Here is a 12,553-nt window from a genome sequence, read left to right on the forward strand (position 1 = left end):
TTTTGCTTATTATTATGCGCACATCTTTTAGGCTTGTTTAATTTTTATCCAGTGTAGATTTTCTACACATTTCCCGAAAACCCCTAGTCATTTTTGAATGACGTCATGACTGCCCAACCCTTATTGAATTTATCAAACTTGAAAAAGTCTGAGGCGTGTTTGCCTTTGCTTTTTAGGGCATAAATTACTTGTAGCGGAGACAACATGCACAGTAGTTCAACTTCTGGGTCGAGGCTTTGCCTTAACTCTTTTAACTCTCTCCCATTTAAAGCGCTTGCACTCAGTACTGTCTTAATTCCTTTTCACAGTATTAATGCCAGCAAAACAGCTCATCAATATGATGCTGTCGTCAACAGTAATAAACTCACTGTTGTTGCCGTTGCCAATCCTGATATTGTTTTTCAGGATGGTAAACATCGACATGGTTTTGGTTACGACCTTGCACGTAACTATGCAGAAAGTTTAAATGTCCAATTAGATTTTAAAACAGTGAATGACAATGCCACTGCTTTAAAAATGGTTGCCAAAGGTCAAGCCAATTTTGCTATGACCACTGCCGAAATGAGTACCATTGAAGCCAAGCATTTGACGTCATTTTCAGCCAGTTGTGGTGATACCGTTTCTTTAAAAAAGAATGGTTTAAACAGCAACTTAAACTGGGTATTTAAAAATGCAGATGATCCACTCAGCCAAACCGCTAGTGGTTTTATTTGCCGTGCCAAACAAAATGGCGCAATTGGACAGTTGGCATCATTCTACAACCGTAATGTGGTCAAACAAGATTCTTGGAATGTGATTCAACGTGATTTAAGTAAACGTATGCCGATCTATAAGGCAAGTTTTAAAAACACAGCCAAGCAATACGATCTAGACTGGCATTTATTGGCAGCGATTGGTTATCAAGAGTCTTACCTCAAACCTGACTCGGTATCCCCAACGGGTGTTCGTGGCATTATGATGCTGACCAACAGTACAGCAAAAGCCATGGGTGTGAGCAACCGTACAGATGCGACTCAAAGCATTCAAGGTGGTGCAAAGTACTATGACCAAATGTTAAACCGTTATAGTAACATTCCATACCCAGATCGTAATTGGTATGCCTTAGTGGCTTATAACATGGGTCCTGGTGCTGTAAGTCAGATTCAAAAGCGCATCCAATCTCAGGGTAAAAACCCAAATAAGTGGGTGAATTTATATGCTTATCTAGACCGTAACAAGGCCAGCAATGGTCGTTATCGTCAAGCTGTGCAATATGTCACGCGTATTCGTGCTTATTTGGAACATATTAAAACCACACCACAACTGGTGAATATCTAATATGTGTCCATCTAACATTTACATGTGAGCGCACAAAAAAAAGCTTACCTTCGGGTAAGCTTTTTTCGTTTTGGACTTAAGCAGTTTGCTCAAGTACTTTTTTGAATAAATCTTTTTGTTCAGTACTTGGTTTTGCAGTTTGCAATGCCATCAATTGTGACATATCACCTTGTACTTTTATTTTGCCCGTCATAAACGCTTGCATCGCTGCAGCCATATCAAACTCAAGGAATACTTTACGTAAAGTTTCAGCATCCATGTTCAAAGTTGTTTTCGCGTTTGAAGATAAACCTTTTTTAATTGCACCACCGTCTAATGACAATTCAGTATTGCCTGCAGCGTCAGCAACCACAAGGTTAATTGCAAGATTAGCCAATGCAGGTGGTAAGTTTAAATCACCAGCTTGAGCTGTCAGAGTTTCTACAGTTGAAAACCAATCATCAGTTAAAAAAGCAGGCATGATCTTTCCTCAATTTATTTTGTTCGTGTGTGTTGCCGTTCCGGACAACATCAGTGCAAGCATATTTTGCTTGAGGCTTGTTATAGCATGATCATTTGCGAAAAGGCTAAAGTTTTTTGTACGCACCGTTCAATATTTAACTGTTTAACAACAAAATGAGAAAAATCATAAGCATAAAAAAGGCATTCCGTAGAATGCCTTTTGCGTGATGAAGTTTTCGGCTTAATCTGCCATAAAACCTAAGTTCACCATATTAATGCGTTTGCTTTCAGGCTCACCTTCTTCAGTTGAACAACTTTCGCTATTTTTGAAGTCAAATTCGCGTTGTTCATCCAAGGCTTCAAAGTCGAATAACTCACGGTCTGCCAGTTGTGAAGGCGATACATTTTGCAATGCGCCAAAAATACTGTGTAAACGTTTTGGAAATTCTTTATCCCAAGTACGCAGCATGTCATTTAGCATCGCACGTTGTAAGTTTTCCTGTGAACCACACAAGTTACATGGGATAATTGGGAACTTACGCATTTCTGCATACTTGATAATGTCTTTTTCTTCCACATAAGCCAGTGGACGAATCAAAATGTTCTTTTTATCAGAAGACAATAATTTCGGTGGCATGGCTTTTAAGCTACCGCCATGGAACAAGTTCAAGAAGAACGTCGCCAAAATATCATCACGATGATGACCTAAAGCCACTTTCGTCGCCCCAATTTCTTGAGCAAAGCCGTATAACGAACCACGACGTAAACGTGAGCATACTGCACAATACGTTTTACCTTCTGGGGTTAAACGTTTGGTAATACTGTAGGTATCTTTTTCTAAGATGTAATACGGAATTTTGTTTTCTTCTAAATAACGTGGCAATACGTCTTCAGGGAAACCCGGTTGTTTTTGGTCAAGGTTGACCGCAACCACATCAAAATTAATCGGTGCGATACGCTTAAACTGCAACAAAATGTCGAGCAAGGTATAACTGTCTTTACCGCCTGAAATACAGACCATCACCTTGTCGCCCTCTTCGATCATTTTAAAATCACGAATGGCATGACCGACCTGACGGCGTAGCTTTTTCAATAAACGATAATACGCAGAGCTAGTTGGTAGTTCTGGTTTGAAATTAAATCCTTGTTCGGACTCAACTGGCGAGAACATAGACGAGTTAAACCTAAAAAAAAATACCGCGCAATTTTATCCGATTCGCAGACTTCTCGCATCAAAAGAATGTAATTTCCGAAAAAACTAAAAATACTGTCATGATCACGTCATCCTCAGCGCATTATTTTATACGGTCGAGTTCATTTTTTAGGCGAAACGCTTATCTTTTGGACTTTTCCACAGTTGTCCACAAAAGCTGTGGATAACTTTGTGGATTTTAAATGACTTGACAAGGTGAGCTGCGCTTATTTTAAGGCTTCTATTTAAATTGATCATTTTTTGATCAATTTATTATTACTTATTTATCAATACTTTATATGTGTCAAGTTATGCTCATTAAAAAAAAATAAATATTTTTTTTGATTATTGAATCATCAAAATGACTTGATTTTTACAAAGTAAAGAAGAAATCAGCCCTCGAAGCCTTTTCATCTGATTTTTTTTTGATAAACTCTATTTTAACTGTTTGGGGACAGAATTTTTTTCTTCACAATAAAATGAAAAACAATACTTGGACTTTGGGGCTGTTATTAAGTGGATGTGTGGCTATCAGTTTAGCTGCACCGAGCATTTTTGCTGGCCAAACAATCTATCAATTGCGTGAAAGTAATGGCACGACGCTACTGACCAATAAGCAAGGCCGTTATAGCAATCTGAAAGTCGAGAAAAAAACCTACTATCCGGACAGTAATATCCATAGTTATAGTAACTGGGGCTCAAATGAAGCGTCTGTTTTGCCAAGCTATAGCCGTAATAAAAATGCCTTTGACAATATTATTAAACAAGCCGCGGCCCAACATGGTGTTTCCGAAGGTCTGATCAAAGCGGTGATGCATACCGAATCTGGTTTTAACACCAATGCACGCTCCCCTGTCGGTGCGCAAGGTTTAATGCAACTCATGCCTGCTACAGCACGTCGCTTCAATGTATCAAATGCTTATGATCCACATCAGAACATTATGGCTGGTGCGCGCTATTTATCTTGGCTACTGAAACGTTTTAATGGCAACACCTCACTTGCCTTAGCTGGTTATAACGCAGGTGAAGGCAATGTCGCAAAATATGGTGGCATCCCTCCTTTTCGTGAAACTCAAGACTATGTCCGCCGTGTCACTAGCCGCTACAGCAACCTATATGCTGGTAGTTTAAGTGTATCGGGTTCGAGCAGTTCAAATAGCACTTCAACAAATAGTGGTCGGATTATTGCCAGTTCGGACAATTATCATGCTGCTGCCCCTGCTGTTGCCAAGTCACCGGCACGTCAAATTATTCAAACAGACAATGGTAGTTTTACCGATGCACCGTCAGGTTCATTTGCGACAGCAAATGCGTCTGCCTCAGCACGCATTTATTTCAATGAATAAAATCACTGATTTTGTAAAATTGCATCTGTTTTACTAATTTTTCCTTGAAATTTTAAGACTTTCACCTCATATTGAGTTTAATGATTTTTATTTGTAAATCAGATCATTTTTCTATAATAAGAGGATTTACCCAATGATGCGGATTGGTTTGTTCTTGCTGACCAACCTCGCGGTACTGGTTGTAGCTGGCATAATCTTGTCACTCTTCGGTGTCGGTAGTTACCACGGTGCAGGCGGCTTAAACTTAGGCAACTTGCTCGTAATCTGTTTTGTGTTCGGTATGGTGGGTTCGATGATCTCACTATTCATGTCAAAATGGATGGCGAAAAAAACCACGGGTACAGAGCTGATTGACCCTAATGCACCACGTAGCCAAGCTGAAGCATGGTTACTCAACGAAGTTGCGCAACTAGCACAACGTTCTGGTATCAAAATGCCAGAAGTGGGTATTTTCCCATCGTACCAGTCAAATGCCTTTGCAACAGGCTGGAACAAAAATGATGCTTTAGTGGCGGTTTCTACCGGTCTACTTGAGCGTATGAACAAAGATGAACTCCGTGCCGTACTCGCTCACGAAATTGGTCACGTAGCCAATGGTGACATGGTAACCCTTGCATTGGTGCAAGGTGTAGTCAACGCCTTTGTGATGTTCTTTGCGCGTGTAGCAGGTGACTTTATCGACCGTAATGTCTTCGGTCGTGAAGATGGTGAAGCACCGGGTATCGCATACTTCGTCATTACGATTGTATTAGATATTGTCTTTGGTATCGCAGCGTCTGCCATTGTGATGTGGTTCTCTCGCTACCGTGAATACCGTGCCGATGAAGCTGGTGCGCGTCTAGCAGGTAAACAAGCGATGATTTCTGCCCTATTACGTTTACAAGCAGAATCTGAAATGCCAGATCAAATGCCAAAAGAAATGAAAGCCTTTGCTATTTCTGCGGGTCAAGAACAAGGTTTCAGCTTAGCTGCATTGTTCCAAACACACCCAACGATTGAACAACGTGTTGCGGCTTTACAACAATTAGATTGCCCATAATTCAGCATCTGATGTAAGTCGTAAAAAAGCCTCCCTATGGAGGCTTTTTTATTGAGTCTAATTTTTCTCAGAGCGTTTACCGTTTTATCAATCACTTTTCAGTTGAATAGCCTTTCATTGATCGCGCTCAAGCAACAGTGCATTTCTCTCTACAATACCCCATTGGCCTTTAACCATTGCCAAAGCAATGAACCACCCATATAAATTGCAAAGATAAAGACTAATAAGAAAATCATCCCGAGTATATCTGGGATATGGATCCATATCCATGCAACCACAGGGTTGCGCCAAAAAGCAGATTGCTGTTGTTTCTGTTCTAATTTTTCATGTAAAAACGGATGTACCACATGTTGATCTGTACTGATTTGATATTCTTCACGAATGTGCGCATGTACAACATCTAAAGCTTTACGGCTCGGTCGAATAAACACATCAAAGATCGTCCCTGCAACAGGAATAAACCCCACGACAGCATCTATAACTGCGAGTTTCATCACACCATTTAATTTGGCTTGTGGTACGCCAATCTGTTTGGCTTTATAGACGGCATAACAGGTCAAGACAAATCCTGCGATATCACCAGCTACGGGAATGGTACTCAACGCTGCGTCCGCACCTACCCCTTGTCGAGTAAATGGAATCCGAACCACGGAGTCCATCATATTGGCAAACTTTGCGAGATCGCGTTCAAGACGAATGACTTCTTGCTTTGACATTTTTTGTTTTAATGGTTCAGTCATGTTTTATCCAATAAAAACCGTGTAAATCACTGAGATTAAAACATATTAGAAGTCTTCAATCTGTAGCAAAATGCTAATCTCTATAAATTGAGCAATTGTGAAGCAATCATCAAATACACCACCACGCCTGTCGCATCACAAATCGAGGTCACCAAGGGTGCAGATGCACTTGCAGGATCGAGCTTCAACTTATTGAGTACAAAGGGCAAACTCATGCCAATTAAACAACCGAGCAATACGATACCCATCATACTTAAAGCCAAGACCAAAGCGACGGTTGCATCACCACGGTAGTAGCCTAAAATCGATACAGCAATGGCCATGGTTCCACCGAGGCAAAGCGCGACGAGCGTCTCCCGACCCAATAAATAAAACCAATCACGAATTTTTACATCCCCAGTGGCAAGCGCTCGCACCATTAAGGTTGCAGACTGAGAACCCGCATTGCCTCCACTTCCGACCAATAAGGGTAAGAAAAAAACCAAGACGATATGTGCGGCAATGATGTCTTCATAATATGAAATGCCTAATCCGGACAATAAGCTGCCAAAGACCAATATCACCAACCAGAACACCCGCTTTTGATACAACTTTAAAATCGGTGCTTTATTAATGCTCATACCTGGTTCGGTACTCACCGCACTGGCTTTTAAAAAGTCTTCAGTGGTTTCAGCCTGTACCACATCCATCGCATCATCATAGGTGACAATCCCCATCAAACGCTGGGCATGATCCACAATCGGCAAGGCCATAAAATCATATTCTGCCAATTTTCGAGCAATACTTTCTTGGTCTTCATCTATCCAGCCGGTCACCACATCTTTGGTCATCACCTGTTGAATCCGTGCATCACGATCGGCCTGCAAAATTTGCCGCAGTGAAATCACCCCTTCTAATTGAGACTGATCATTGGTGACATAAATTAAATACAGGGTTTCACGGTCATGCGGTTCATGGCGTAAGGCCTCTATAGCTTGTTGCATGGTAAAGTCAGCAGGCATACTGACATAGTCTGAACTCATGATTGCACCTGCAGACTCTTCTGCATATGCAGATAACGCCTTTAGATGCTCTTGGGTATCTTGATCAAGTTGTTGATAAATCCGATCTTGTTCTGCATCAGTTAAACTTTTATATAAGTCCGTTGCATCATCAGAATGCATATCATCAAATAGTTCAATTTGTAGACGCAGTGGATAACGTGAAATCAGCTGTCGCTGTGACTCAAAAGGGAAAAACTCAAATACCAAGCCTTGATGGTCTAAACCTGAAAGTAACTCGATTTGATCTTCGATTGGAAATTGCTGAATTAAACGAGCCTGATCAGCGTAGTTCAGAGGCTGTAAAGCGAAAACTGCTGCTGCATAATTTTGTTGTTGCAGCAAAGCGGAAATTTCACGCTGTCTTTGTATTAAATCCGCCATTCAACTCACTCTTATTTTAATCTTTCTATGTAGAGCACATTTTGAAGGATAAACTAAAGAGTTTCAAATCTCTTCAATATGTTCTCGGTGAACGTTCTTTGCGAAAATTCTCTGTGAACATTCCCTGTCGAAAGTTTGGTGACATAAATTTGGCGACATAAAAAGCCACCGCGATGTACTCAAGCTTTCACGGTGGCTTTTACTAGAGCTATACACTGTGCGTGAATTATTTCTAAGTTTCAGACACCGGTTTGATTTTAAAAATAGAGCGGACCATCACATACATAAACGGAATAAAAATCAGCACCAAGACCGTACCGAATATTACCCCACCGAGTACGCTTACCCCAATCTCTTGACGACTGGCTGCACCTGCGCCAAAAGCAAGAACTAAAGGAACCACCCCTGCACCAAAAGCCAAAGAGGTCATCAAAATAGGACGTAAACGTAGTGCTGCGCCTTCCATTGCAGCCTCGATTACATGTTTGCCTTTTTCTTGTGCCATCGCTGCAAACTCTACAAGCAAGATCGCATTTTTACAGGACAGACCGATGGTCGTCAGCAAGGCAATTTGGAAATAGATGTCATTTGGAAAACCGGTCATGTAGCTAAACAAAATATTACCGCCTATCCCGAGTGGAATCGCACTCATGACTGCGGTCGGAATGCTCCAACTTTCATATAGGGCGGCAAGACAGAGGAAAATAAATCCAATCGAGACCAAATATAGCCAAATCGCTTGATGACTTGATTTTTGCTCTTCAAAAGATAAACCACTCCATGCCACATCCACGCCAGGCACCTGATCGACTAAAGCTTTAACATCCTGCATGGCTTGGCCACTTGAGACATTTTTGGCTGTATCCGCTTCCATTTGTAATGCGGTGTATCCCATAAAGCGATTGACGACTTCAGGGCCGCCACTCCAGCCAATGGTTGAAAAATTACTAAATGGAATCATTTCATTTTGGTCATTACGTACATGCCAATAAGCCAAATCTTCTGGTTTAGAACGGAATTCGGCATCTGCCTGCATCATGACGCGTTTAATACGTCCACGGTCAATGAAATCATTGATATAACTGCCGCCCCATGCACTACTCATGGTGCTATTAATCGCATTTTGCGTTAAACCCATGGCCATCGCTTGTTTTTGATCAATATCAACTTTCAGTTCAGCTTTGTCTGGGTTAGAGCGTTTGTCTAAATTTTCGAAACTACTGTATTGTGCGGATTTCTGTTGCAAGCTTTTAAATTGCGCATCGAGATAAGCTCGACCTTCACCATTCATATCTCGCAGCCAAAACTCCAGACCATCGGTTTGACCAAGACCACTGACTGAAGACGGCATGCTGACATTGATTTGTGCATTGTTGAACTTTTTAAAATGTTTCATCGCACGTTCACGTATCGCTTGCGCTGAATTGTGTTGTCCTGAACGTTCATCCCAATGCTTCAGTGCAATAAAGCCTTGCCCTAAGTTTTGACCCGTACCTGAAAAATTTCGTCCGTAACGAATCATTACCAAATCAACATTTTGCTTTTCTTCAGTCAAAAAGTACTGCCGAATTTGTTCACCGATCTCACGACTTTTAGACATCGGTGCACCTTCTTGTAGTTTGAGTTGCACACTCAAAATGCCTTGGTCTTCACTAGGAATAAAACTGGTCGGCAAAGCACGATAAAACAAAGCAAATACCGTAATGAGCCCCGCAAACAAAACCACCGTCCATAAGCGATAACGAACCGTGGCTTGTGCAAGTGCTAGATATTTGGTTTTTAAAGTCTCTAATTTGGTGTTAAACCAAATCGCCCAGCGCTGTGGTTTCGGATTGGGTTTTAAAATTAAGGCACATAAGGCAGGGGTTAAAATCAGCGCAACCATCAGTGACAAGCCCATTGCAGCCACGAGTGTGATGGAAAATTGTCTATAGATCACGCCCGTTGAGCCACCAAAGAACGCCATGGGAATAAATACAGCGGTCAATACCAAAGTAATCCCGATTAATGCCCCGCTAATTTCATGCATCGACTCGATGGCCGCTTGTTTTGCTGTTAACTGTTGTTCATGCATTAAACGTTCGACGTTTTCCACCACAACAATCGCATCATCGACCAACAGACCGATGGCCAGTACCAATGCAAACAATGTGAGCGTATTAATGGTCATGCCCAAAGCATATAAAATCGCTAAAGTCCCAAGAATCACCACAGGCACCGTAATCGCAGGTATCAGCGTTGCTCGCCAATTTTGTAAGAAGATAAACATCACCAAAACCACCAGTAAAACGGCTTCGAATAACGTTTTCACCACTTCTTTAATGGATTCCTGTACAAATGGCGTGTTATCCCGAGGATAAACAATTTTATAACCGCTAGGTAATTGCTTCGCTAACTGTTCAATTTCTTGCTTAATTAAGGCAGAGGTTTCAAGTGCATTTGCCCCAGATGCCAATGAGATCCCCATCCCTGAAGATGGATAACCATTAATGGTATTCACCCCTGAATAATTTTCCGCACCCAATTCAACACGTGCAACGTCTTTTAAATAGACAAAACTGCCGTCTCGTGCAGATTTGACAATAATATTTTCAAATTCTTCAACTGACTTTAAACGTGAACCTGAAGTGACTTTTGCATTGAGATATTGATCCGATAAACTCGGCAATTCACCTACGGCGCCGGCGGCCACCTGCGTATTTTGTGATTCAACAGCCGCACGGATATCACTGGGCATAAGGCTATATTGCTTTAGCTTCAGTGGGTTGAGCCAAATGCGCATGGCAAATTGCGAACCAAAAACATCGACTTCACCGATGCCCTCAATTCGAGCAATGTCCTGTTCTAGATGCGTCATCATATAGTCACCAAGTTCGATATTCGAACTCTTGCCGGTCTCATCATAGAGGCCGATAACCATATGGGTATCACCCAAAGATTTATAGACATTTACCCCTTGGCGCTGCACATCTTCGGGCAGCCGATTGATTACCCCATTTATGGCATTTTGTACTTGTACTTGAGCGGTATCTGGGTCAGTACCATTTTCAAAACTGATGCTGATCCGGCTTCGACCTGAAGAGTCGCTGCTTGAACTAAAATATAAAAGATGATCAATTCCTTTAATTTGTTGCTCAAGAACTTGTGTGACACTTTCCTCGACTGTTTCTGCTGACGCACCACTATAACTTGCGCTGACCGTAATTCGTGGTGGCGCAATATCTGGATAGCGCTCTACCGGTAAATTGAGCACAGCAAATAGCCCGAGCGCCATGACGATGATCGCCAAGACACCTGCAAAAATCGGTCGATAAATAAAAAACTTAGACAGCATCAGTCCATGTCACTTTTCAATTAATGAAATAAAATATGTTGATTGATTTTTTCAAAAAATCTTATTGATAATCAATCACAATGTGCTTGATTACAAGCCTAGACTACATAAAAACCTTGCTTGAAGCGAAATATGTAGAAAATATGGAGAGCCTCCACTTCAGCTATTTTAGTAAATTTATGTGACAAAACCGCCTCTGTCATGAAGTCTTAGCCACTGCCCTGCAATGTATGCCTGCAACTTCATTCATTTAAATAAAAAGATGCCGAGGCAGCCATGCAAAAACAATTAACAAAACAGTTAAATCTAGCCATAACAAGCAAAGTGAAATCCTCATGGGGCGTGTCTTCACTGCTCCTTTTTAGCGTTTTTGGTTTATCTGCATGTAATTCGGATGACGATAAAACCCATGTCACCAAGCCCCCTATTTTGCCTGATACAGGTTTTGTCATTGTTGGGCATCGTGGTGCCAGTGCTTTGCGACCCGAGCATACCCTTGCCGCATATCAAAAAGCGATTGATGATGGTGCGGATTTTATCGAACCCGATTTAGTGCCAACCAAGGATGGCTATCTGGTTGCGCGCCATGAAAGTGAAATTTCAGGGACAACCAATATTAGTACGCTGTCACAATTTGCGGATCGAAAAACCACCAAAAAAATCGATGGTATCGACTATACAGGATGGTTTACGGAAGACTTTAATTTGAATGAACTGACTCAAAATGTAAAAGCACGTGAGCGTATTGCTCAATATCGCCCTAATAACACTCAATATAATGATCAATACAGCATCCCAACGCTCGAACAAATCATTGAACTTGCCGAAGCTCATTATAAAAAAACTGGAAAAATTGTTGGTTTATATATTGAAACCAAGCATCCCACATTTTTCCAACAGCAAAATCTAGCCATGGAAGATCGTTTACTCACAACGCTTGCCAAATACAGTTATACACGTGATATCGCGCCTGTATATTTACAGTCCTTTGAAACCACCAATCTTAAATACTTACGTGATCAACTCACGCAAAAGAAAACCCTCAAACATGGCAAAATTATTCAATTATTAGATAGCCCAACTGCCATACCGGGTGACTTACAGCAACAAAACTCACCTCAAAATTATGCAAGTTTAGCCACTGCAGATGGCCTAAAATCAGTGGCAAAATATGCAGATGGTGTAGGTCCAAGTAAAACCTATATTTTTTCAAACACTGAATTTAAACAAACCACTTTTGTCAAAGATGCCCATGCTGTTGGTTTGAAAGTCCATCCTTATACGCTCAGACCTGAAAATGGTTTTTTACCTGACTATTTAAAATGTAGCTCTGTGGCGACAGAACGCTGTGATACGGGGGCGGCCAAAGAATTTGAAAATTTCTATAAAGCTGGTGTAGATGGTGTATTTGCAGATGATCCGGGACTGGCGCGTAAAACCTTAACACAACTGCAAAAGCCCTAATTTTCCTAAAATGAAAAAAGACGCCGAGGCGTCTTTTTTATTGTTCAACGGAAATCTTAAAGCGGGTTTGCCAAATATTCTGCGGCTGACTGCGTTGCCACTGGCTGAGGTGCTGGAGCTGTCGGAGCTGTCGGAGCTGTCGGAGCTGTCGGAGCTGTCGGAGCTGTCGGAGCTGTCGGAGCTGTCGGAGCTGTCGGAGCTGTCGGAGCTGTCGGAGCTGTCGGAGCTGTCGGAGCTGTCGGAGCTGTCGGAGGTT

At 41.6% G+C, this 12,553-nt stretch carries 10 protein-coding genes; 4 read left to right on the forward strand and 6 right to left on the reverse strand.

Going from position 1 to position 12,553, the window contains the following annotated elements; all coding sequences use genetic code 11:
- Window positions 1-204 precede the first annotated feature (204 nt).
- A complete protein-coding gene (locus FTT88_RS12405; protein ID WP_180008382.1) occupies window positions 205-1,317 on the forward strand; it encodes a transglycosylase SLT domain-containing protein in 1,113 nt (370 codons plus the stop codon).
- 76 nt (window positions 1,318-1,393) lie between these two features.
- On the opposite strand, the gene FTT88_RS12410 is transcribed toward FTT88_RS12405, so the two are convergent.
- Together FTT88_RS12410 and ttcA are read right to left on the reverse strand one after the other, a co-directional pair.
- On the reverse strand, window positions 1,394-1,777 hold the full coding sequence (locus FTT88_RS12410; protein WP_078190434.1) for an SCP2 sterol-binding domain-containing protein: 384 nt from the start codon (window positions 1,775-1,777) through the stop codon (window positions 1,394-1,396).
- A gap of 222 nt (window positions 1,778-1,999) precedes the next feature.
- Window positions 2,000-2,929, reverse strand: coding sequence for a tRNA 2-thiocytidine(32) synthetase TtcA (gene ttcA, locus FTT88_RS12415; protein WP_078190435.1), 930 nt, complete (start codon window positions 2,927-2,929; stop codon window positions 2,000-2,002).
- A 500-nt stretch (window positions 2,930-3,429) separates the two neighbouring features.
- Between ttcA and FTT88_RS12420 the strand changes: the two genes are divergently transcribed.
- Both FTT88_RS12420 and htpX read left to right on the forward strand, forming a co-directional pair.
- Window positions 3,430-4,296, forward strand: coding sequence for a lytic transglycosylase domain-containing protein (locus FTT88_RS12420; protein ID WP_180116880.1), 867 nt, complete (start codon window positions 3,430-3,432; stop codon window positions 4,294-4,296).
- A 133-nt stretch (window positions 4,297-4,429) separates the two neighbouring features.
- Window positions 4,430-5,335, forward strand: coding sequence for a protease HtpX (gene htpX / locus FTT88_RS12425; protein WP_078190437.1), 906 nt, complete (start codon window positions 4,430-4,432; stop codon window positions 5,333-5,335).
- A gap of 149 nt (window positions 5,336-5,484) precedes the next feature.
- On the opposite strand, the gene FTT88_RS12430 is transcribed toward htpX, so the two are convergent.
- The 3 genes from FTT88_RS12430 to FTT88_RS12440 form a co-directional block, all read right to left on the reverse strand.
- Window positions 5,485-6,075 carry a DUF4112 domain-containing protein gene (locus FTT88_RS12430; protein WP_180173978.1) on the reverse strand — a complete coding sequence of 197 codons (591 nt, stop codon included), beginning with the start codon at window positions 6,073-6,075 and terminating at the stop codon, window positions 5,485-5,487.
- A gap of 80 nt (window positions 6,076-6,155) precedes the next feature.
- Window positions 6,156-7,499, reverse strand: coding sequence for a magnesium transporter (gene mgtE / locus FTT88_RS12435; RefSeq protein ID WP_180007504.1), 1,344 nt, complete (start codon window positions 7,497-7,499; stop codon window positions 6,156-6,158).
- A 232-nt stretch (window positions 7,500-7,731) separates the two neighbouring features.
- Window positions 7,732-10,833, reverse strand: coding sequence for a multidrug efflux RND transporter permease subunit (locus tag FTT88_RS12440; protein ID WP_180173979.1), 3,102 nt, complete (start codon window positions 10,831-10,833; stop codon window positions 7,732-7,734).
- Window positions 10,834-11,109: 276 nt separating this feature from the next.
- Here FTT88_RS12440 and FTT88_RS12445 point away from each other — a divergent pair, with 276 nt between their 5' ends.
- Window positions 11,110-12,297, forward strand: a complete 1,188-nt coding sequence (locus FTT88_RS12445) for a glycerophosphodiester phosphodiesterase family protein (protein WP_180173980.1) — start codon at window positions 11,110-11,112, stop codon at window positions 12,295-12,297.
- A gap of 56 nt (window positions 12,298-12,353) precedes the next feature.
- Here FTT88_RS12445 and FTT88_RS17130 read toward each other — a convergent pair.
- Window positions 12,354-12,553: hypothetical protein (locus FTT88_RS17130; protein WP_218955738.1), on the reverse strand; the 200-nt coding region annotated here is incomplete at its 5' end.

Origin of the sequence: Acinetobacter sp. YH01024 (genome assembly GCF_013420195.1) — a bacterium.
In the GTDB taxonomy this organism is placed as follows: domain Bacteria; phylum Pseudomonadota; class Gammaproteobacteria; order Pseudomonadales; family Moraxellaceae; genus Acinetobacter; species Acinetobacter amyesii.

Bases quoted from the DNA above. Each gene is read 5' to 3' on its own strand.
- FTT88_RS12405 (WP_180008382.1), top strand. From the start codon at position 205: ATGCACAGTAGTTCAACTTCTGGGTCGAGGCTTTGCCTTAACTCTTTT.
- FTT88_RS12410 (WP_078190434.1), bottom strand. From the start codon at position 1,777: ATGCCTGCTTTTTTAACTGATGATTGGTTTTCAACTGTAGAAACTCTG.
- ttcA (WP_078190435.1), bottom strand. From the start codon at position 2,929: ATGTTCTCGCCAGTTGAGTCCGAACAAGGATTTAATTTCAAACCAGAA.
- FTT88_RS12420 (WP_180116880.1), top strand. From the start codon at position 3,430: ATGAAAAACAATACTTGGACTTTGGGGCTGTTATTAAGTGGATGTGTG.
- htpX (WP_078190437.1), top strand. From the start codon at position 4,430: ATGATGCGGATTGGTTTGTTCTTGCTGACCAACCTCGCGGTACTGGTT.
- FTT88_RS12430 (WP_180173978.1), bottom strand. From the start codon at position 6,075: ATGACTGAACCATTAAAACAAAAAATGTCAAAGCAAGAAGTCATTCGT.
- mgtE (WP_180007504.1), bottom strand. From the start codon at position 7,499: ATGGCGGATTTAATACAAAGACAGCGTGAAATTTCCGCTTTGCTGCAA.
- FTT88_RS12440 (WP_180173979.1), bottom strand. From the start codon at position 10,833: ATGCTGTCTAAGTTTTTTATTTATCGACCGATTTTTGCAGGTGTCTTG.
- FTT88_RS12445 (WP_180173980.1), top strand. From the start codon at position 11,110: ATGCAAAAACAATTAACAAAACAGTTAAATCTAGCCATAACAAGCAAA.